Below are 20408 nucleotides of genomic sequence, written 5' to 3'. Positions count from 1 at the left end.
GTTGCCGTTCTGGAAGCCGTCGTGCAGCTGGAGGTCGTTGCCCTCGGAGCACTCGTCCGGACCGAAGTCCAGCGGCGCCGGGGGAGCGGTGGTGGACGGCGCGCCAGTCGCGGGCTGGTTGGGCTGGCCCGACGAGTTCGGGCTCGCGGGCGGGCTCGCCGGCGTCGTGGTGCACGCCTGGCCGTCACCCCAGTAGTTGCGGACCGTGCGGCCGTTCTGCCGGGTCTCGGTGACGTTCTGCTGGCCGGCCGGCGCGGTGCCGTCCGGAGCGGGGCGACACTGGGTCGCCGGGGGACGCCCGCCTCGGTTGCGCCGTTCGCCCGCGTTGGAGATCTGCGTCACGGTGATGATGCCGCCGAACACCACAAGCGTCGCAAGCACGGCAATGATGCGCTTGTTTCGCCCGCTGGTCGATCTGCGCCGTTGTGCCGACCTGTACATGTGGGGATCCTTCTCCTTCTCCTTGAGGGCGGCGCGGTGGGCAGGCGTCGTCCCGTGAGGGGTTTCCTCTAGCACGTTCGTCCGGTTGCGGGTGCCGAATACACGTCCGAACTTCCATACGCAACGAGTTCGCACCACGTCTATCCGCGTAACTAACCTAAAAGTGGCCGTCGATTAGTGTCAAGCGACGAAGAAGGAATTAAGGTTGCCCGCCATTCCTTAAAGGAGATTTATGGAAGGCGCCTGAACGCGACCGTATCCCCCGTTCGGATGATGTCGGGGGTTCAACGATCTTGAAACCTTTTCGAAGTCGCAGGTCACGGCCATGAGCTGCGGCAAACCCCGCCCGTCGTCAGGTGCTGACGGAGCGTGGTCGGGCGGCTCGTCAAAAACGTGCGAAGGAACGGATCGGCATGCGCGGACCAAATCGCGGCGCCGCAATTCCTGCGCTTTCCAAGAGTACGCACACTCGGCCCCGATGTCCCGTGAACGGCGCGAGTAGATCCAACATTCGGGCGTCGTCCGCCCGCGCTTCTCCGGCCAGCGCCCAGGCCACCATGTTGGGAATGTGGTAATCGCCGACACTAACCGCGTCCGGGTCGCCGTACACCGTGCGGACGACCTCGGCCGCCGTCCACGGGCCGATACCCACGATCGCGGTCATCCGCTTGGTCGCCTCGGCGCTGTCGGCGCACCGCTCCAGCCGGGCGGCCTCGGCGGCGGCCCGGCGCAGCGTGTCGGCGCGCCGCTGCTCGACACCGAACGGGTGGAACACCCAGTACGGCGCGGCGGCGATGGCCTCGGCCTCCGGCGGCAGAAACAGCCGCTCGACCGGACCGGGCGCCGGCTCGCCGAAATGGCGGACCGTCGCCGCGTACGCCCGGTAGGCCTCCTTGCCGGTGACCTTCTGCTCGAGGATCGCCCGCATCAATCGGGGAAAGAGTCGCCCGGTGGCCGGCAGCCGGACGCCGCGGTGGACGCGGGCGAGCTCGGCGACGACCCGGTGGGCGGCCGCGAGCTGGGAGAACCCGGTGAGGTCGTCATGCAGGCCGGCGATCGCGGGCGCCCGGTCGAGCAGCCACTCCGCGCCCGGGCCGTGGCTGGTCGCGACCACACTCTCGCCGTCGCGGTGCAGAGCAAGGGATCCGGGGCCGTCGGGCGTGCGGCTCGCATACCAGAACGCGCCGTCGACGAAGCGGGCGCACGGGTCGTGCCGGCCCATCGCCAGCATCCCCACCGAGCCGGCGAGGTGGTACCCCTCCGGCGGAGTCAAGACCCGATGCACGGTCACACTCTAGGCCCGGGTACACCCGGCCGGTTAGGCTGGCGAAGACGGCGAGCGCCGGGACACGGACGGGGTGTCCCGGCGCTGCCCTTTCCGGCTTCGCTGCGCAGGCCCGGTGGTCGTACCCTGACCACTCCCTTCGCGCTGGGTTTTCCGGGCCCTTCCCTTGGTGGCGCCAGTTTGGGGGAACTGATCGCCTCCGCCCGCTGGCTGGTTGCGCGACCTGCGTGGATGTCGTGGGCTCTCCGACACGACATCCACGGGCCGAGGGCGGGTTGCGCTGCGCTTCCGGAAAGCTTTTCTCTTACTTGCCCCAGGCGGATTACCTGCCTGAGCGGAACAGTCGGAACGTTGTCGCACCACCGGCTACGAGCGCCGCGAGCAGGACCACCCAGATGACCGTCGGCGAGACACCACCGATCTGGGCACGCGCGTCGGCGCCGCTCAGGATGCCGGTGTTGGCGGCCGCCTTGCCGTTCGCCGCCGGCGGGTCGGGCGGCAGGGGCAGCTCCGAGTACTTCACCAGACCGGTGCTCTCCAGCAGGGTCAGGTGGGTGAGCACGAAGCCGTTGGCGTCCGCGGCGAGCTTGCGCACCACGTCGTTACGGGTGCCGGAGCGGACGCCGCCGATGACCGGGAAGATCTTGCCATGCGCGGCACGCAGCCGGTCGACGAAGACCTGGTCGAAGTCGGCGCCGGCTTTCGCTTCCTCCATCTCGGCCAGCCACTTCTGCTGGTCCGCGTTGGGCTCGTCGGGAAGCCGGTAGTTGAGCTTGTTGGCCGCGTCCACCACCAGCTTGTCGAGCTGGGAGTGCTGCTTGGCGATCTCAGCACCCACCTGGCGAACGCGAACCCGGCCACCCTTTTCGGCGGCCATGTTGCCGGCGGGCATCTCCCAGAGACCGGCGAGCCGCACGCCATTCAACAGGTTCTTGTCGGCGGCGGTGAGGGGCGTGTCCGGGGCGGCCTGGGCAGACACCATCGGCAGGGCGAAAGTGCCGAGCGTGCCGATGACCAGGCCGGCGAGGACGGCTGCCGCCCGGCGCGAGCCGCGCGATCCGGGTGCCGCAAGTCGTCCCGAGTACATCGTTCGAACCTCCCACGTAGAAGCTGGGAGAAACGCTATGGCGAACACAAGGAATCGTCAATCTGGGATAGCTGGAAATAGGGATTTCTTACGTGACATTTAAAGCGAACTTATGCCGTCTCCGCTCATCGCGGCGGCATCGTACTTTCGGGTGATGGCGGCGGTTCAATGCGCGGCCCTAAGTAATCAGATGGTGCCAGATCGTGAGCACCTTTTGATATTCACTATGGTCGTACCATACTGGCTGGCTGCACCGGGTGCGAAGCCTTGACGAGGGAGGTTCGCCGACGTGCCGACCGCGGATCAGCAAGTGCATCTCGTGACAGCGGCTGTGGGGTTCACGTCGTACGGGCTGCTGTGGCTCACGGCCGTGTGGGGCATCGTGCTGCGCGGCGGCCGGGCCCGGCGCCCCGCGGTGTACGGCGTGCACATGGTCGCCGGCCTCACCGCGCTCATCCTCGGCGCGGTGCACGGCGCCGCCCAGCTCGCCGCGCCCAGCGGGCCGGTGCGGGTGGTCGACCTGTTCGTGCCGTTCCTCAACCCCGCCGACCGGCTCGGCCTCGGAGCCGGCGTGCTCGGGCTGGAGCTCGCCGTCGCGGCGACCCTCGCGGTGCTGGCGCAGCGGCGGCTCGGCGCGGGCCGGTGGCAGGCGGTGCACACCGTCACCTATGCGGCGTTCACGCTGGTCGTGGCCCACATCCTGATCTCCGGCCCGGACACGGCGACGACGGCGGTGTGGGGCGCGGTGGTCGTGACGTGGCTGTTCACGCTGCTGCTCCGGCTGAGCACGATGCCGATGGTCGCCCGGCTGCGGTTCCGGCGCGGCGACCCGGAGGAGGCCTACCGGCCACCCGTGCGCTCGGAGCGCCGGGGTGGTCCCCGGCCGGCCGGCGGCGGTGGCGCCGGCGCCGCGATAGCCGTGGACGCCGGCCGCTGCGTGCGGTTCGGCTTTTGCGAGCGTGAGGCACCGGACCTGTTCCGGCTCCGCGACGACGGGCGGCTCGCGTTTCGCGCGGCGGTCCCGCCGGGCCAGGTCCAGGTGGCGCTCCGCGCGGCGGAAGCCTGCCCGGCCAGGGCCATCGCGCTCAGCCGCGCCGCGCCCAGCTCCTACGACCGCTGGGGCACCGAGGCGCCGGCCCGGCGTCGCCCGCCGGCCGTCGACGTCGCTTACGAGTCTTCGGTCGAGCTCTCCTACGACGACGACGCTCCCGAGCAGTACGAGCGGGACTACGACGACTACCGGGGTCCCTACGATCGCGGCTACTACGACGACCGGCGCTGATACCCGCAACACCCGCACGAACGCCGGCGGCCGGCCACGCCTCTAGGGCTGTGACCGGCCGCCGGGTTCGTGCGGGTTGGGTACGTCAGTAGCTGTAGCCTCCGGAGTCGCCGCCTTCCTTGTCGTCGGCCGCGTCGTCCGCCGGCGGCTCGGCCGGCTTCGGGGGAACGCTCGGCAGGCAGCTCACGTTGCGCTTGCCGTCGGGCGCGACCACGAACCAGGTGCTGCCGACGCCCTGGCCCTTCCACTGGCCCGGCTTCTTGTCGCCGATGTACCGGTAGAGGGCCCAGCCATCCAGCGTCAGCTGCTTGGTGCCGTCCTCGCGGGTGATCACGCCGACCTTGTCTTCGTCGATGCCGGCGAGCTCGGGCTTGCCGTCCTCGGTGTACACCGGCGGCCAGACCTTCTCGCACTTGTCGCGGCAGTTGCTGGCCGGCGGGTTGGCGGTGTCCTTGTCGAAGCGGTACAGGATCCAGCCATCCTGGTCGACCACCGCCTGACCCATCCGGGGGAGACTCTTCCCGGTGAGCTTCGTGGTGATCGGAACGTCCTTCTTGGGCGCATCGCCCGTGTTTTCCTCGGCGGCCTCTTCGCTGGCGTCGGGCGCGGGCGTGGGAGTCTCGTCCGCCGCCGCAGCCGCTTCGTTGGCCACCGAGACCTGGTCGTCACCCTGGTTGTAACCAGCCGGGGCACAACCTTGCAGGGCGAGTGCGACCCCTGCCAGAGCGCCTGCCAAGAGAGCGGTTCGCTTTCCCGGTATCACTTGCCCTCCCTGTACATGTCCACTTGGGCCTTGTCGCCGGTTAGTACGGAGGGGGACGGCGAAAAGATGAACTATCGACCGTAAACAATTTCACAGGCTGACCTTGAACCAGGGCTGGTCCCCGTGCGTGTGCACGTATGCAAGCGTTGTGTACCCAACAGATCTTTAAGAGAAGTTAAAGGGGGTGCCGCCATTTCGGCGGGCACCCCCTTGCAGTTCTTATCTCTTACTTAAACCGGTACTTCGACGAGTGACTCGACCACGCCGTCCTTGGTAACCTGCTGTACTTGGATGCGGTCGATTTCATTACGCGGAGTGGAGGTGCTGGTTTGCAGGAGTAGCGGCTGAGGCTCCTCCTTGGTGCCGTAGCCAGGCGGCGGCACCGTCCAGGTGTTGAGCACCTCCTTGGAGCCGTCTTCGCGCAGCACCGTCAGCCGGCACTGGCGCGGCCCGGTCAGCTTGGTCAGCTGAAACGAGACCTGGGTGCCGTAGGGCTTGGTCTCCAGCACGAGCGTGGCCTCCACGCCGGTCTGCACATCGGTGCCGGAGAAGCGCTCGCCGTCTTCACCGAGCTCGGGGCCGCCGATGCCGGGACCGCTCGGATTGCCCGAACCAGCCGGCGGCGTGAGCGGCGCGCTGGTGCTGCCCCCCGCGACGACGTCGGACGGGGTGCCACCGTCACCGAAGATGCGACCGCCGGCGACAAGCGAGACGCCGGTGGTGGTCGCCAACACCACGACCGCCGCCGCGGCGGCCAGCAACTGGCGGCTGCGGACCTTGCGGCGGTGCGCGCCGACCTCGACGATCATGCGGTCGAGCAGGCGGCCGTCGGACCGCGACTGCTCCGCGGTGATCAGGCTCTCGCCGTCTACCTCGGACAGTAGGTTGACCACGGGCAGCATGGACTCGAGCTCGCCCGCGCAGGCCCAGCAGCCGGCGAGGTGCTCCTCGAACCGCTCCGACTCCTGCGGGTCGAGCACGCCCAGCGCGTACGCGGCGACATCCCAGTGGGCTGCCCGGCTCATCCGGTCACTCCCCGCTGCTGTAGCGCGCTCCGCAATGCACGGAGCGCATAGTAGACCCGTGACTTGGCCGTCCCCAACGGCAGGCCCAGTGTCTCGGCGGCCTCCGGCACCGTCTTCCCCCGAAAGTACGTCTCCAGGATGATCTCCCGGTGTGGCTGGCTCAGCGTACGCAGTGCATCGGTCACCGTCATCAGCCGGAGGACCCGCTCCGTCTCGTCCGGTTCGGAGAAGTTTTCCAGGTCTCGCCCGTACGTCTCCGGCGGCCGCGCGTTTTCGCTGCGGTGGTCGTCGATCGCGATCCGGCGGGCCACCGTGACCAGCCAGGGCCGCAGCGACGACTGGCCCTGAGCGCCCAGGCGGTGTGCGTTGCGCCAGGCGCGCAGCAGCGTCTCCTGCACGATGTCTTCGGCACGCTGGCGGTCGCCGCCGGTGAGTCGCAGCACGAACATCAGGAGTGGGCCGGCGTGCTCTTCGTACAGCTCCCGAACCAGAGCGTCGTCGTGGTTGGGGGTCGAGGACCCGGCTTGGTGGCGCCCGGGGGCGGGTCGTGGCGTCACGCGCTCATCATGGCGTGCGGCCGACCCCCCGTCGATAGCCTGCCACCGATTCGCTGACCGCTGGGGCGGCACCGCGGCCGCACGGTCTCGCCCGCGGCTGCCGCGCCACTCCGCGGCTACCGCGTACATAGGCTGTCCAGCGGCGTCTGCATCCCGACCTCCATACGTCGCAGGGCCCGAGACCCCCGGACCATGCTGGAGTACGGGTCAGGCGCGCGTTCGGATCAATGTCGCCAAAAACTTGCCGGCGGTGGTGTCGAGGGCCGCGCTGACTCGTCGTCGATGACCTTGGCACCGTGCGTGAAGCGGTCGAGCTCGCCGTCGAACACCACCCGCCCCGGAAACCAGTCGCCGGCCACCCGCCGCGACAGCGCCGGGATCGGCGGCTCGGCGTGCCCCGCGACGACGACGAGGTTGCCGTACCGCCGGCCGCGCAGCACGGTCGAGTCGGCCATCAGGCACGCGTGCGGCAGTGCCGCCCGGACGGTCGCCACCTGGCCTTTCGCGTACGCGAGCGGCGGCCCGTCCGCGACGTTGACGAGGTAGGTGCCCTCGGGCGCGAGCACCCGCGCCACATGCCGGGCGAACTCCACCGACGCCAGGTGGGCGGGCGTGCGCGCCCCGGCGAAGACGTCGCTGACCACAAGGTCGTACGACGCGTCGCGGCTCGACTCCAGCGCGGCGCGCGCGTCGGCCACCCGCACCCGCAGCTGCGGGTCGCGCGGCCAGGGCAGCTCGCGCCGCACGAACTCCACCAGCGCGCCGTCCACCTCCACCACCCGCTGCGCCGACCCCGGGCGGGTGGCGGCCACGTACCGGGGAAGGCTGAGCCCGCCGCCGCCCAGGTGCAGCGCGCGCAGCGGCCGCCTGGGCGGTGCCGCCAGGTCGACCGCGATCGCCATCCGCCGCATGTACTCGAAGTCGAGGTAGGTGGGGTCGTCCAGGTCGACGTACGACTGGGGGGCGCCCTCGAGCACCAGCGTGAACGCGCGGGCCCGATCCGGGTCGGGCACCAGCTCGGCCTGCCCGGAGTCGACGCGCGCGGACACCCGATCCGCCGCCCGCCTACCGCCCGCCATCAGAGCAGTATGCATGGGCCCCGCGGGCCAGATCGCTCGCTAGCTGAGGCGGGCGGTCGCGAGGGTGAGGGCGCGGTGGAGGAGGCGGGCGTCGCCGAGGAGGCCGCGCAGGCGGCGTTCCAGGCCGGCGATCGGGATGAGGTTTTGCGGCGCCCGCGGGTCCTTGTACGACGTCGACGCGAACCGGGGGAGCGTCACCAGCGACAGGTCGGCCAGCTCGATTGCCTGCTCGACGGTCAGGTCGGGTGAGCACTCCACTCGCACGATGCCCGACCAGGGCGCGCCGCTGGAGCCGGGCAGCCGCAGGTACCACGACCAGCAGCCGCCGAACGCCTTGGTGATGTTGAACACCGGCGACCGCTGCCCCGCGCGGAGCGCTGTCACGATCAGGGTGAGCTGCTGCGAGAGGTATTTGCCCTCTTGCTTCTTCACGTAGCCGAGCGTGCGGGGCAGGTCTCGACGCTGCCGCAGCGGCCCGTCCACGACGAGCAGATCACCGTCGGTGCGGGCGACACTGGAGAGCTCCATCTCCAGGGCGGTCAGCGGGGGTTGGATCGCGACCGGCAGCTTGCTCATCTCGCCGGTGCCGCTCACCCGGTGGACCCGGTAGTGGATCTGTCCGGCCACCACGTCGTCGGCCGACGGGCTGGCCGTGAACAGCCCACGCGCCACCCGGGAGCTGGCCAGCTCGGCGGCGCCGCCGCGCAGGTCGCAGCGGACCACCCCGGCGGCGTAGGAAGCCGCCAGGCCCGGGAACGAGCCGCCGTCCTCCTCCTCGGTCCAGAGCCCGGCGTCGATCCGCCGCACGCCGTCGACGAGCAGCACGACCTCCGGGGCGGAAACGCCGTCGGGGGCTTCCAACGGCCGCCAGTCCGCGTCGGCCAACTCGACTCCTGTGTCCACCTGAGCGGTGCTCGGTGTCGCGGGGCCGTCGCCGCCCTCGAAGGAGGCACCGTAGGCGGGATCCCACGAGTCGACGAAGAGACGCGCCCTCACAGGCCGACCCGCTCCACGTGTGCCGTGCGGGCGTCCTTGCGCACCTCGAACCGCACCGGCACCCGCTCGGCCAGCGAAGGCACGTGCGTCACCACGCCGACCATCCGGTCGCCGCGGGCGGCCAGGCCTTCGAGCGTGGCGGCGACGGTGTCGAGCGTGGCGGCGTCGAGCGTGCCGAAGCCTTCGTCGAGCACGATCGACTCCAGGCTCGCCGACGTGGTGGAGAGGCCGGCGAGCTGCTCGGAGAGGGCCAGCGCGAGGGCGAGCGAGGCCTGGAACGTCTCGCCGCCGGACAGCGTGCGCACGCCCCGCCGCAGCCCCGCGTCGTGGTGGTCGACCACGTAGAACTCGCCCTTGTCGTGCACCAGCTCGTACTGCCCGGCGGACAGCTCGCGCAGGATCCGCGAGGCGCCGTCGACGAGGAGGTCGAGCGCCTCCTCCAGCAGCCACCGCTCGAAGTTGTTGGCCCGCAGGTGGCCGGCGAGCGTCTTGGCGACGTTGCCCTCGCGCTCGTGGGTGCCCCGCTGCTCGCGGAGCCGGTCGGCCTGCTCGCGGCGCTCGACGACGCGCTGGTGGGCGGCCTCGGCGCGGGCCACCGCCACGGCCACCGCCCGACTGGCGCCGGCACCGTCGAGCCCGGTCTCCGGGACGGCCAGGTCGGCAGAGGCGAACAGCGCCGCCAGCCGCAGCTGGATCTCGGTGACCGCCGCTCGCGCGGCCTCCAGCCGGGCGACCGCCTCGGTGCGCTGGCCGGCCCGCTCGGACGCCTGCGCCCGCGCCCACCCGGCGAGTGTCGCCCAGGCGGCGACAAGGTCTTCGCGGTCGGCGGCCGGCGGGCTCAGCCGCCCGACCGCGTCGCGCGCCTTGTCGAACCGTCGCCACGCCGCCTTCAGCCGGTCGTCGGCCGAGTCGGCGCCGGCCTGCGCCCGCCGCTGGGCCTCGCGCGCGGCCCGGACGGCGCCGGCGGCGTCGTCGAGCCGGCCTTGCAGCGCCGCGCGCGCCTCCAGCTCGCGGCCGAGCGCGGCCGGGCCGGGGGAGTCGGCGAGCCGCCCGGCGAGCTCGGCCAGGCGGGCGGTGAGCTGGTCGTGCTGCGCCCGAGCCCGCTCCAGCACGCGGTCGAGCTCGCGCAGCGCCTTGTCGCGCTCGGCGACGAGCTTCGTGGCCTGGTCGGCCTCCTTGCGGGCGGCCTTGCCGGCCGCTTCCGCGGCGGCGACGGCCGACTCCGCCACATCGGGCACCGCGGTTACCTCCTGCGCGCACACCGGGCAGGGCTCACCCGCCACAAGGTGTACCCGCAGCGCGGCGGCCCGGTCGGCGGTCTGCGCGTCCTGGTAGGCCTTGCGCGCGTCTTCCAGCCTGCCGGCCGCGAGCGCGGCGTCGGCGTTGGCCTTGTCGAGTGCCTTGGCCGCGGTGGCGTGCTCCTTGTTGGCCGCCTTTACCGCGTCGGCGAGCGACCGCACCTGGCCGGTGAGCTTGTCGTGCTCGGCATGCGCCTCGAGCAGCAGCCGGAGGGCGGCGACGTCGGGCGCGCCGGCGAGCTGCCCGCGCACCTTCTCCTCGCGCTCTTCCGCGACCGCGACGGCGGCGGACGCCTCGGCGGCGGTCGCGCGGGCGGTGGCGACAGCCTCGGCGACCGCGGCGTGGTCGTCCGGCGGGCGGATCGCCGTGAGCGCGTCGATCTCGCCGCCCAGCGCCTTCAACGCGGCCGCGGCCTCCTCCGCACCCCGCTCGGCGTCCCGCAGGGCGGGCACGTCGGCCTCGACCGCCGTAGCCAGCTCGCGCATCGCGGTGACCCGTGCGGCGGCCGCCTCCAGCGACTCGTCGTCGGCGTCGGAGAGGTCGTCGAGCAGTTGGTCGACGGCGGCGAGCTGGGCGTCCGCCTGCATCGCGCGGGCCGACGCCTTCTTCTGGATCGCCTCGTAGACGTGCAGGCCGAGCAGGTTGACCAGGATCTCCTGGCGGGCGGCCGGCTTGGCGTGCAGGAAGTCGGCGAACTGGCCCTGCGGCAGCACCACGCAGCTGGTGAACTGCTCGTACGGCAGGCCGATCGCCTCCAGCACCGCCTCGTCCATCTCGCCCGGCGTGCCGGCCAGCACCTCGCCCAGGTCGTCCGGGGTGAGCCCGGCGTCGAGCTTGGCCGGGTCGAAGCCGCGCGGCATCAGCTGGAGCCCGGCACCGCCGGTGGAGACCCGGCCCTTGCCGTCGCGGCGCACCACGCGGGTCGCGACGTATCGCGCGCCGGCGGACTCGAAGACCAGCCGCACCCGCGCCTCGGTGGCCGAGGGTGCGAGCGCGTTGACGATGCCCCGGCTGCTCGCCCAGCGCGGCACCTGCCCGTACAGGGCGAAGCAGATCGCGTCGAGCACAGTGGACTTGCCGGAGCCGGTAGGCCCGACGAGCGCGAAGAAGTCGGCGTCGGTGAAGTCGACGGTGGTCTCCTCGCGGAACACCGTGAACCCGGCCATGTCCAGCCGCAACGGCCTCATGAGTGCCCCGACACCTCCTCGTACAGCGCGTCGAACAGCTCCTGGACATCCTCGTCGGCGTGGCCGCGGCTCTCCAGGTAGTCGGAGAACAGGTCGCGCGGGGAACGGCCGGCGCGCTGCGCCGCGCGGGCGGAGGCGCCCGTGTCGGGCAGCATCTCGGGATCGATCCGCACCTCGAGCGCCTTGGGCAGGAGCGCCTGCACCTCCTCGCGCAGGCCGGCCCGGGGCGACTCCCGCACGTACACCCGGAGCCAGCCGGGCTGGTCACCGTCCATCATGGACAGCTCGGCGAGCGTGCCGCGGACGGTGCGCAGCGGCACCGCGGCGGTGATCGGCACGTCGCGCACCTTCGCCGTGCTCTCCGCGGTGACCTCGACGACCGCGACCGACGGCGTGTTTTCCCCCTCGCCGAAGTCGATGGCGAGCGGGCTGCCGCAGTAGCGCACCGGGGCCGGACCGGGCACCTGCTGGGCCCGGTGCAGGTGGCCGAGCGCGACGTAGTGCGCGCTGCCCGGGAAGACGGTGGCGGGCACGGCGTATCCCATCACGGAGTGCGCCTCCCGCTCGCCGCCGCCCATCGTGGCGCCCACGACGGTGAGGTGGGCGGTGACGAGGTTGACGGCGCCCGGCCCGAAACCCTTGCACAGCACGCCCAGCAACCGTCCGATGTGGTCGGCGTAGGTCTGGGTGGCCTCGGCGGCGGTCAGCTCGTACATCTCCGCGGCGCGCACGGCGTATCGCTGGGAGAGGAACGGCAGCGCGACGAGCCGCCACCGCTCGCCGCCGGCGGTCTCGCCCTCCAGCACGTGCTCGGCGGCCGACTCGCGCACGGTGCCGCGCAGCTGCACGCCGGCCGCGTCGGCCCACGGGCGGAGCGCGTCGAGCGCGGCGCCGTTGTCGTGGTTACCGCCGATGGCCACCACCTGCGCGCCGGTGCCGCGCAGGGCGGAGAGCGCCCGGGTGACCAGGCGGGTGGCCTCGGGCGTTGGCGCGGCCGTGTCGTACATGTCGCCGGCGACGATCACCAGGTCGGGGCGCTCGGCGCGGGCGACCTCCACCACCTGGGCGAGCACCGCGATGTGCTCCTCGGTGCGCGACTGTCCCTTGAGGACCTTACCGACGTGCCAGTCGGACGTGTGCAGGATCTTCATCAGAACGGGATTTCGTCTTCGGTCCGGCCGCCGACGACGGCGAACGGGTCGGCGGACTGGACGATCGAGCGGAGCGTTGCCGAGGGCGCCTGCCCCGCCTCGGACGGGCGGGTGGCCCAGGCCGGGAAGGGAAACTCGACGCACAGCGGCACCGGGATGTCGGGCTGGCTGACGAACATCGTGCCCGGCTTGGCCAGCAGCACGCGCTGGCGCTGGGCGGGCGGCAGGAAACCGTACTCCGGGCGGGACGCCTCGGCCGGGTCGAGCCGGCCGACCACGCGGATCGCCGAGTTGGTGACGATGCGCCGCTCGACCTCGCTGGCGGTCTGCTGCGCGCCGATCAGAATCACGCCGAGTGAGCGGCCCCGCTCGGCGATGTCGAGCAGCACCTCCTTGATCGGCGACGACCCCTCGCGCGGCGCGTACTTGTTGAGCTCGTCGAGCACCACGAAGAGCAGCGGCTTGGCCGAGCCCGCCTTCTCCTTGCGCTCGAACTCGGTCTTGAGCGTCACGCCGACCACGAACCGCTGCGCGCGGTCGGGCAGGTTGTGCAGGTCGACGACGGTGACCTGGGCGCTCTCGGCCGTGTTGATCGCGTGTGGCCGCCGGGCGGCGAGGTCGCCCCGGATGAGCCGGGCCAGGTCCTTCTTGCTGGCGATCAGCCGCCGGGCGAACGCGTTGACCGTGCCGGTGTTGATCGCGCTGCCGGCCCAGGTGCCGCGCGTCTCCTCGTCGGTGAGCCGGGCGACCACGAAGTCGACGAGGTCGGGGTAGGACCCCAGGCGGGTGCCGTCGATGCTCACCCCGCCGTCGGCCGGCTGTGCGTAGCGGGCCAGGTGGGCGGTGACCGCGTGGACCACCATCGTGTACTGCTGGCGCTCGTCGTCGGCGTCCGCGAACACGTACGGCAGGAGGCGGGCCTCGCAGAACTCGGCGAGCGTCCAGTAGAAGCTGTCGACGCCGGCGAGGCGGCTGCTCACGTCGGGCGTGCCGGAGGAGTCCTTGGCCCTCGGCGGCGCGTACACCCGGACGTCGGGGAACGGCGTGGCGGGCAGGCCGAGCTCCGCGTAGCGCGCGGTGGTGGCGTCGTCGAGCCGGGAGTTGGGGTGGTCGAGGAAGAGTAGATCTTCGCCCTTGACGTTGAAGATCAGCGCCTTCGCGTTGATCGCGTCGCCGCCGAGCACGCCGGAGCGGAACACCGAGTACAGCAAAAAGGTGGCGAAGCTGGTCTTGGTGGCCACGCCGGAGATGCCGGAGATGGAGACGTGCGCGCCGCGGCTGCCGTCGAGGAAGTCGGCGTTGAGAAACGCGGGCAGCCCGTCGCGGCCGGTGCCCATCGGCACCCGCTTTTCCATCCGGTCGAAGTGGAGCGCGGCGGCGCGGAGGTCGCCGGTGGCTCGGCGGACGAGCGCGCCGGGGGACGGCGGCACGTACAGCTCGGGGTCGACCCGGGTGGTGGTGATCTCGGCGGCCTCCTGCACCAGCGCGGGGAGCGTGCCGTCGGCGATGGCGAACACGTCGGAGTCGAACTGGGCGCCCTCGTGCCGCGCCCGCACCTGGGTCACGACGCCCGCGATCGTGACCGGCTCGCGGTCGGGCAGCTCGCGCGTGGTCACCACCACGTCGTCGAGTTGGAGGTAGCTGCCGGGCGCCACGGCCGTCCAGAACTGGAGTGGTGTGGCGTCGGCCGTGCCGAGGACCCGCCCCACCGCCTCACCGGTCTCATCTGCCACGGCACTCATCGTGCACCACCGGACCGACATCACCGCAGACGACTCACCGATATCCACAAGAAGTTGTGGTCATCCACAGTTTCATCCACAAGAACGTGTGCTCGTCCGGTCACTTACGGGCGTATCGCAGGAACAGCGAACCCTCCGACTCCAGCACGTGGCGCAGCGCCATGCCCTTCGGCGGGCTGGCCGGGCCGGCGGTGATGCGGCCCGCGCCCGGTCCGGTGACCAGCGGCGAGACGGTCAGGCACACCTCGTCGACGAGGTCTGCCGCGGCGAGCGAGCCGAAGAGGTGCGGCCCGCCCTCGCAGAGCAGGTGGGTGAGGCCGCGCTCGCGGAGCCGGGCCACCGCCTCCGCGAGGTCGACGGCCTCGTCACCGACGGCCAGCACCTCGGCCACGCCGGAGAGCGCCGCCCGCCGGTCGGCGGGCGCCCGGCCGTGCGTGATCACGATCGGCCGCACCGGTGCGTCGGCGAACGCGGCCTGGCCCGGGTTGAGGTCGAGCGCCGCGGAGACGACCACGAGCGTCGGGTACTCGGCCAGCCCGTGCGCCCGCCGCCAGGCCCGGCGCTCCGCGCTCAGCCGCACCGCCCGGTAGCCCTCGTGGCGGAGTGTGCCGGCGCCGACGAGCAGCCCGTCGCACAGCATGCGGAGCAGGCCGAAGACCCGCTTGTCGGGTGCGCCGGAAAGGCCCTCCGAGAAGCCGTCGAGCTCGACCGCACCGTCCACACTGGTGACGAAGTTGACCCGGAGGACCGGGCCGTCCGCGCGGTAGAGGTCGGTCAGCGCGCCGTCGTCGAGCGCACCACCCGCCTCGAGCCGGGACAGAGACGCGCTCATTCGCCCGCCGGACCAGTGACCGGGGGAGTGGGTGCCGGGGTACGGTGCTGACAGTCGCACCAACTGCCACCCCGGCAGTCGCTGTGTCGCCTCGACCGGCACGCCTGGCAGACCATGTGGAAACCCTACGGCAGCACGTACGTCAGAACGGGGGACAGCGCCAACCATGCCGCGTCAGATCTTCCAGCTGAAGGTGTCGCTGGCGGACGTCGTTCCGCCGGTGTGGCGGCGGGTGCTCGTGCCGGGCGGCTTCACGCTCGACCGGCTGCACCGCGTCGTCCAGCACGCGATGGGTTGGCAAGACTGCCACCTGCACTCGTTCGACATCGAGGGCGTGCAGTACGGCGAGCCCGACCCCGACGGCGAGCTGGCCTTGCGCGACGAGCTCGACGTGCGACTTGACGCAGTTGGCGCGAAGGGCTCCCGGTTCCTGTACACCTACGACTTCGGTGACTGGTGGGAGCACGAGATCACCGTCGAAGACGTGTTCGGCGCCGAGCCCGACGAGCGATACCCGGCGTGCGTCGGCGGCGAGCGGGCCTGCCCGCCGGAAGACGTCGGCGGCGCGTTCGGCTACGCCCGTTTCCTTTCCGCCGTCAGTGATCCCGCCCACCCGGAGCACGAGGCGATGACCGGCTGGATCGGCCGGCCCTTCGATCCCACCGACTTCGCGATGGACCGGGCGACGACGCTGCTCAGGCGGCTGGCGTAGCCGGCTCGCCCGGCTAAACCCCGTTCCGTGCGGCTGGTGCTAATTCGCCCCACTGCGGTCAGTAACGAAATGGGAACGCTCCCACTTGGGTCTTGACACCCTAGAAACGTGCCGGCAATCTCATGGGAGCGCTCCCGGCGGGGTGTGGTGAAAGCCACACACCGGGCACCGTGTGGCGCCAGGCACGCCTTCGACGCGGTCGTGGGCAGCGTTTTTTGTGCGTCCGTCGACGTGGCGTGCACCGGGCACACCCCCACCACACACATCACGACCTGAGAGGGGTCAGGGATGAGCGTTTCGACGCGCCGCCAGCGGTATGCGGCGGTCGCGCTCGCCACGGTCGCGGCTCTTGCCACGACCACGGCGTGCGGAGATGACAATGAGGGCGGCGGCAACAGCGGCGCCAAGCCGGAGAAGCTGGTGGTCGACACCTTCGGCGAGGCTGGATATGAGGACCTGGTAAAGCAGTACGAGCAGCAGACCGGCATCAAGATCGAGCTGCGCAAGGTCGCTCAGCTGAACGAGTTCACGCCGAAGGTCGTGCGCGCACTGGCCACCGGCAAGGGCGCGGCCGACGTGATCATGCTGGAAGAGGGCATCCTCAACCAGTTCAAGCTCAACCCGGCCAACTGGGTCGACCTGGCCCCGCTGGTGGGCGACGTCAGCAAGGACTACCTGTCCTGGAAGTACGAGCTCGGCAAGGCGCCGGACGGCCGCCTCATGGGCCTGCCCACCGACGTCGGCAGCCTCGGCATCTGCTACCGCACCGACCTCTTCAAGGCCGCCGGTCTGCCCACCGACCGTGAGCAGGTCGGTGCGCTGTGGCCGACGTGGGACAAGTTCATCGAGACCGGGAAGACCTACAAGTCGAAGACCGGCAAGGGCTTCGTCGACTCGGCGACGATGGCGGTCAACGCCGTGATGTTCCAGCAGAAGGGCGCTGATCTGTTCTACGACAAGGAGAACAACATCATCGCCGACAAGAGCCCCGCGGTTAAGTCCGCGTGGGACCAGGCGATCGCGCTCGCCGACGCCGGCATCACCGCGAAGATCACGACCTGGGCGCCGGAGTGGAACGCCGGCTTCAAGCAGGGCACCTTCGCCGCCACGGCCTGCCCGTCGTGGATGCTCGGCATCGTCGAGTCCAACTCCGGCCCGGAGAACGCCGGCAAGTGGGACCTCGCCGCGGTGCCCGGTGGCGCCGGTAACTGGGGCGGCTCGTGGCTCGGCGTCCCGACGCAGAGCAAGCACCAGGCGGAGGCCGCGAAGCTGGCGGCGTTCCTGACCAACACGGCCGGCCAGGTCGCCGCGTTCAAGAAGAGCGGCCCCCTGCCGACCAACCTGAAGGCGCTGGAGGACCCGTCCTTCACCTCCTTCACGAACAAGTACTTCAGCGACGCGCCGACCGGCAAGATCTTCGGCGAGAGCGTGAAGGAGATCGTCCCGACCCACCTCGGTCCGAAGCACCAGGCGGTGAAGGAGAACGCGATGGAGCCCGCGCTCCGGGCGTACGAAACGGGTCAGGCCAGCCTGCAAGAGGCATGGGAGCAGTTCACCAAGGACGCCGCGACGCAGGGCGCCTTCTAGCCACTGACTCCAGCTCGTCTCGATAACGGTCTCGGTGGCGTCCGGGGAGCACCCGGGCGCCACCGAACCCCGTGCGCAACCCAACGCCCCACCCGCCGGCCGTATCCGGGAAGGACGCCCCCATGAGCTCGGCCACCTCCGCTCCGCCCCGCCACGGCGCGCCAACCAGCCACGCCCATCCGCCCCGTCGCCGCCGCGCGTACTCCCGGTTTACCCGGCTGGACATGAAGTACTCGCCGTACCTGTACGTGGCGCCGTTCTTCGTGCTCTTCGGCATCTTCGGCCTCTACCCGATGCTGTGGACGCTGTGGATGTCGCTGCACGACTGGGACCTCGTCGGCGCGCACACGTTCATCGGGCTCGACAACTACACCGCCCTGCTGAAGGACGACTACTTCTGGAACGCGGTCCGCAACACGTTCGGCATGTTCATCCTGGCCACCGTGCCGCAGCTGGCGCTCGCGCTCTTCCTGGCCAACCTGCTCAACCGGCCGCTGCTGCGGGCGAAGACGTTCTTCCGGATGGCCATCTTCGTGCCCAACGTCGTCTCGGTCGCGGCCGTGGCGATCGTCTTCGGCATGCTCTTCCAGCGCGACTTCGGCGTCGTCAACTGGTTCCTGGGCCTCTTCGGCGTCGACGCGATCGACTGGCGGCGGGAGTGGTGGACCTCCTGGATCGCCATCTCCACGATGGTCGACTGGCGGTGGACCGGCTACAACACGCTGATCCTGCTCGCCGGCATGCAGGCGATCCCGCGCGACCTCTACGAGGCGGCCGCGATGGACGGTGCCAGCCCGTGGCGCCAGTTCTGGACCGTCACGCTGCCGATGCTCCGGCCGACGTTCGTCTTCGTCGTGATCCTCTCCACCATCGGTGGCCTTCAGCTCTTCGTCGAGCCGCTCATCTTCAACAACGGCAACATCATCGGCGGCACGCAGCGCGAGTTCCAGACCGTCCAGATGTACATGTTCGAGAACAGCATCCAGAACCTCAGCAAGGCCGGGTACGGCGCGGCCGTGGCCTGGGCGCTCTTCCTGATGATCGTGGTCGTATCGATTCTCAACTTCGTGATCACCCGCCGTTCGGTGAAGCAGTGAGGGACACCCGATGAGCAACCTGTCCACCGGGTCGAAGCGGCTCTGGCGCACCAGCCCGCTCACCTACATCGCGCTGATCCTCGCGGTGATCAGCTCGCTCTACCCGCTCTACTACATGTTCGTGATCGCGACCCGCAGCAACGACGCGATCAACGACACCCCGCCGCCGTTCAGCCCGTCCGGCCTCTTCGGCGACAACATCAACCGGGCGCTCGACAACGAGACGGCCAACCTGCTCACCGGCATCGTCAACTCGATCATCGTGTCGAGCGTGGTGACGGTGTCGGTCGTGCTGACCGGTTCCCTGGCCGGCTTCGCCTTCGCCAAGCTCAAGTTCCGCGGCCGCAACGGCCTGATGCTGGCCGTCGTCGCCACGATGATGGTCCCCACCCAGCTCGGCATCATCCCGCTCTGGGGCCTGATGCAGGACATCGGCTGGTACGACTCGCTCTTCGCCGTCACGGTGCCGTTCCTGGCCAGCGCGTTCGGTGTGTTCATGATGCGCCAGTACGCGAGCTCGGCGGTCTCCGACGAGCTGATCGAGGCGGCCCGCATCGACGGCTGCTCCACCTGGCGGATCTACTGGAACGTCGTGCTGCCGGCGCTGCGCCCGGCCGCCGCCGTGCTCGGCCTGCTCACGTTCATGCAGACCTGGAACGAGTTCGTCTGGCCGTTCGCGATCCTGACGCCGGAAAACCCGACGCTCCAGGTGTCGCTCTCCACCCTCTCGTACGCGTACTACACGGACTACTCGATGGTGTTCGCCGCGACCGCGGTCGGCACCGTGCCGCTGATCGTGGTGTTCATCCTGTTCGGCCGCCAGATCATCGGCGGCATCATGGAAGGTGCAGTCAAAGCGTGACAAGCCCCAACGGCCACCGGGTGGCCTTCCCGCCGGACTTCCTCTGGGGCGCGGCCACCGCCGCCTACCAGATCGAGGGAGGCGCCACCGAGGGCGGCCGCAAGCCGTCCATCTGGGACACGTTCAGTCGTACCCCCGGAAAGGTGAAGGGGGGCGACACGGGCGACGTCGCGTGCGACCACTACCACCGCGCGGCCGACGACGTGAAGCTCATGGCCGGCCTCGGGCTCAAGTCGTACCGGTTCTCGCTCGCCTGGCCCCGGATCCAGCCGGACGGGCGCGGACCGGCCAACCAGGAGGGCCTCGACTTCTACCGCCGGCTCGTCGACGACCTGCTCGCCAACGGCATCGAGCCGTGGGTCACGCTCTACCACTGGGATCTGCCGCAGACGCTCGAAGACGCGGGCGGCTGGCCGGCGCGGGACACCGCCGGCCGCTTCGCCGAGTACGCCGAGATCGCCCACCAGGCGCTCGGTGACCGGGTCCGCTACTGGACCACGTTCAACGAGCCGTGGTGCTCGGCGTTCCTCGGATACGGCTCGGGTGTGCACGCCCCGGGCCGCAGCGACGGCGCCGACGCGCTGCGGGCGGCGCACCACCTGATGCTCGGTCACGGGCTCGCGGTCCAGGCGATGCGGGCCGCGCGGCCCGAGCACAGCTTCGGCATCACGCTCAACCTGTACGCGATGTCGGCGCAGACCGACTCGGCCGCCGACGCGGACGCGGTCCGCCGGATCGACGGCCTCGCCAACCGCATCTTCCTCGACCCGGTGCTCCGCGGGCAGTACCCCGCCGACGTGGTCGAGGACGTCAGCACGGTCACCGACTTCGGGCACGTCCGCGACGGCGACCTGGCGATCATCTCCACGCCGCTGTCGGTGCTGGGCGTCAACTACTACAGCCGGTACGTGGTGGCCGCCCCCGACGGGGAGTCGGCCGAGCCGTACTGGCGGGCGCCCTCCAACTGGCCGGGCAGCGAAAACGTGCGCTTCGGCGACCGCGGCCTGCCGGTGACCGACATGGACTGGGAGATCGACGCGCCCGGCCTGGTCGAGGTGCTCGAGCGGGTGCACCGCGAGTACCCCGCGATCCCGATCTACGTCACCGAAAACGGGTCGGCGTTCGTCGACACGGTGGTCGACGGGGAGGTGGACGACCAGGATCGGCTGGCATACTTCGATGCCCACCTGCGTGCCTGTTCCGACGCGATCGAGGCGGGCGTGCCGCTGCGCGGTTACTTCGCGTGGTCGCTAATGGACAACTTCGAATGGGCGTGGGGATATTCGAAGCGCTTCGGCATGATCTATGTCGACTACGACACGCAGGTGCGCATTCCCAAGTCCAGCGCGAAGTGGTACTCCGAGGTGATACGCCGTAATGGTCTGAGCCCCAGCGGCTCGGAAGGGCAGGAACGCGCACAATAG

The 20408-nt window shown here is 70.7% G+C and carries 17 protein-coding genes and 1 pseudogene; 6 read left to right on the top strand and 12 right to left on the bottom strand.

Annotated elements, in window-relative coordinates; all coding sequences use genetic code 11:
- The 3 genes and pseudogenes from AC5L36_RS33690 to AC5L36_RS33680 form a co-directional block, all read right to left on the bottom strand.
- Window positions 1–381 (bottom strand): annotated as a pseudogene (locus AC5L36_RS33690) (hypothetical protein); the annotation flags it as partial.
- 445 nt (window positions 382–826) lie between these two features.
- Window positions 827–1672, bottom strand: a complete 846-nt coding sequence (locus AC5L36_RS33685; protein ID WP_441224682.1) for a DNA-3-methyladenine glycosylase family protein — start codon at window positions 1670–1672, stop codon at window positions 827–829.
- Between the two features lie 376 nt (window positions 1673–2048).
- Window positions 2049–2813, bottom strand: a complete 765-nt coding sequence (locus tag AC5L36_RS33680; protein ID WP_441224595.1) for a DUF4142 domain-containing protein — start codon at window positions 2811–2813, stop codon at window positions 2049–2051.
- 319 nt (window positions 2814–3132) lie between these two features.
- Between AC5L36_RS33680 and AC5L36_RS33675 the strand changes: the two genes are divergently transcribed.
- Complete coding sequence (locus tag AC5L36_RS33675) at window positions 3133–4095, top strand: ferredoxin (protein WP_441224597.1); 963 nt, start codon at window positions 3133–3135, stop codon at window positions 4093–4095.
- An 85-nt stretch (window positions 4096–4180) separates the two neighbouring features.
- On the opposite strand, the gene AC5L36_RS33670 is transcribed toward AC5L36_RS33675, so the two are convergent.
- From AC5L36_RS33670 to AC5L36_RS33630, 9 genes are all read right to left on the bottom strand, one after another.
- The gene (locus AC5L36_RS33670; protein WP_494909496.1) at window positions 4181–4747 is read right to left on the bottom strand and encodes a hypothetical protein; all 567 of its coding nucleotides are present in this window, start codon (window positions 4745–4747) and stop codon (window positions 4181–4183) included.
- Window positions 4748–5088: 341 nt separating this feature from the next.
- On the bottom strand, window positions 5089–5883 hold the full coding sequence (locus AC5L36_RS33665; RefSeq protein WP_441224600.1) for an anti-sigma factor family protein: 795 nt from the start codon (window positions 5881–5883) through the stop codon (window positions 5089–5091).
- A complete protein-coding gene (locus tag AC5L36_RS33660; RefSeq protein WP_441224602.1) occupies window positions 5880–6569 on the bottom strand; it encodes a sigma-70 family RNA polymerase sigma factor in 690 nt (229 codons plus the stop codon). Before AC5L36_RS33660 ends, AC5L36_RS33665 begins: the two co-directional genes overlap by 4 nt.
- A 95-nt stretch (window positions 6570–6664) precedes the next feature.
- Window positions 6665–7519, bottom strand: a complete 855-nt coding sequence (locus AC5L36_RS33655) for a spermidine synthase (protein ID WP_441224604.1) — start codon at window positions 7517–7519, stop codon at window positions 6665–6667.
- Window positions 7520–7558: 39 nt separating this feature from the next.
- On the bottom strand, window positions 7559–8515 hold the full coding sequence (locus AC5L36_RS33650) for a hypothetical protein (RefSeq protein ID WP_441224606.1): 957 nt from the start codon (window positions 8513–8515) through the stop codon (window positions 7559–7561).
- Window positions 8512–11001 carry an AAA family ATPase gene (locus AC5L36_RS33645; protein ID WP_441224607.1) on the bottom strand — a complete coding sequence of 830 codons (2490 nt, stop codon included), beginning with the start codon at window positions 10999–11001 and terminating at the stop codon, window positions 8512–8514. Before AC5L36_RS33645 ends, AC5L36_RS33650 begins: the two co-directional genes overlap by 4 nt.
- Window positions 10998–12152 (bottom strand): exonuclease SbcCD subunit D, encoded by a 1155-nt coding sequence (locus tag AC5L36_RS33640; protein ID WP_441224609.1) that lies wholly within the window; start codon window positions 12150–12152, stop codon window positions 10998–11000. The genes AC5L36_RS33645 and AC5L36_RS33640 overlap by 4 nt, the downstream gene beginning before the upstream one ends.
- Window positions 12152–13894, bottom strand: coding sequence for an ATP-binding protein (locus AC5L36_RS33635; protein ID WP_441224610.1), 1743 nt, complete (start codon window positions 13892–13894; stop codon window positions 12152–12154). Before AC5L36_RS33635 ends, AC5L36_RS33640 begins: the two co-directional genes overlap by 1 nt.
- 100 nt (window positions 13895–13994) lie before the next feature.
- Window positions 13995–14726 (bottom strand): pyrimidine reductase family protein, encoded by a 732-nt coding sequence (locus tag AC5L36_RS33630; RefSeq protein ID WP_441224612.1) that lies wholly within the window; start codon window positions 14724–14726, stop codon window positions 13995–13997.
- A 166-nt stretch (window positions 14727–14892) separates the two neighbouring features.
- Here AC5L36_RS33630 and AC5L36_RS33625 point away from each other — a divergent pair, with 166 nt between their 5' ends.
- The 5 genes from AC5L36_RS33625 (at window position 14893) to AC5L36_RS33605 (ending at window position 20408) form a co-directional block, all read left to right on the top strand.
- Complete coding sequence (locus AC5L36_RS33625; protein WP_441224613.1) at window positions 14893–15438, top strand: plasmid pRiA4b ORF-3 family protein; 546 nt, start codon at window positions 14893–14895, stop codon at window positions 15436–15438.
- Between the two features lie 288 nt (window positions 15439–15726).
- Window positions 15727–17025: an ABC transporter substrate-binding protein gene (locus AC5L36_RS33620; protein WP_441224615.1), complete on the top strand. Its 1299-nt coding sequence runs from the start codon at window positions 15727–15729 to the stop codon at window positions 17023–17025.
- Window positions 17026–17147: 122 nt separating this feature from the next.
- The gene (locus AC5L36_RS33615; protein WP_441224617.1) at window positions 17148–18122 is read left to right on the top strand and encodes a carbohydrate ABC transporter permease; all 975 of its coding nucleotides are present in this window, start codon (window positions 17148–17150) and stop codon (window positions 18120–18122) included.
- A 10-nt stretch (window positions 18123–18132) separates the two neighbouring features.
- The gene (locus AC5L36_RS33610) at window positions 18133–18984 is read left to right on the top strand and encodes a carbohydrate ABC transporter permease (RefSeq protein WP_441224619.1); all 852 of its coding nucleotides are present in this window, start codon (window positions 18133–18135) and stop codon (window positions 18982–18984) included.
- The gene (locus AC5L36_RS33605; RefSeq protein ID WP_441224620.1) at window positions 18981–20408 is read left to right on the top strand and encodes a GH1 family beta-glucosidase; all 1428 of its coding nucleotides are present in this window, start codon (window positions 18981–18983) and stop codon (window positions 20406–20408) included. Before AC5L36_RS33610 ends, AC5L36_RS33605 begins: the two co-directional genes overlap by 4 nt.

The organism is Phytohabitans sp. LZ39, assembly GCF_059359075.1.
The sequence above is the reverse complement of the archived record's forward strand: the minus strand, read 5'-3'. Positions and strand labels throughout refer to the sequence as shown.

Coding starts and splice junctions, on each gene's coding strand:
- AC5L36_RS33685 (WP_441224682.1), bottom strand. CDS start 1,672: ATGCTGGCGATGGGCCGGCACGACCCGTGCGCCCGCTTCGTCGACGGC.
- AC5L36_RS33680 (WP_441224595.1), bottom strand. CDS start 2,813: ATGTACTCGGGACGACTTGCGGCACCCGGATCGCGCGGCTCGCGCCGG.
- AC5L36_RS33665 (WP_441224600.1), bottom strand. CDS start 5,883: ATGAGCCGGGCAGCCCACTGGGATGTCGCCGCGTACGCGCTGGGCGTG.
- AC5L36_RS33660 (WP_441224602.1), bottom strand. CDS start 6,569: ATGTACGCGGTAGCCGCGGAGTGGCGCGGCAGCCGCGGGCGAGACCGT.
- AC5L36_RS33655 (WP_441224604.1), bottom strand. CDS start 7,519: ATGGCGGGCGGTAGGCGGGCGGCGGATCGGGTGTCCGCGCGCGTCGAC.
- AC5L36_RS33645 (WP_441224607.1), bottom strand. CDS start 11,001: ATGAGGCCGTTGCGGCTGGACATGGCCGGGTTCACGGTGTTCCGCGAG.
- AC5L36_RS33640 (WP_441224609.1), bottom strand. CDS start 12,152: ATGAAGATCCTGCACACGTCCGACTGGCACGTCGGTAAGGTCCTCAAG.
- AC5L36_RS33635 (WP_441224610.1), bottom strand. CDS start 13,894: ATGAGTGCCGTGGCAGATGAGACCGGTGAGGCGGTGGGGCGGGTCCTC.
- AC5L36_RS33630 (WP_441224612.1), bottom strand. CDS start 14,726: ATGAGCGCGTCTCTGTCCCGGCTCGAGGCGGGTGGTGCGCTCGACGAC.
- AC5L36_RS33625 (WP_441224613.1), top strand. CDS start 14,893: ATGCCGCGTCAGATCTTCCAGCTGAAGGTGTCGCTGGCGGACGTCGTT.
- AC5L36_RS33620 (WP_441224615.1), top strand. CDS start 15,727: ATGAGCGTTTCGACGCGCCGCCAGCGGTATGCGGCGGTCGCGCTCGCC.
- AC5L36_RS33615 (WP_441224617.1), top strand. CDS start 17,148: ATGAGCTCGGCCACCTCCGCTCCGCCCCGCCACGGCGCGCCAACCAGC.
- AC5L36_RS33610 (WP_441224619.1), top strand. CDS start 18,133: ATGAGCAACCTGTCCACCGGGTCGAAGCGGCTCTGGCGCACCAGCCCG.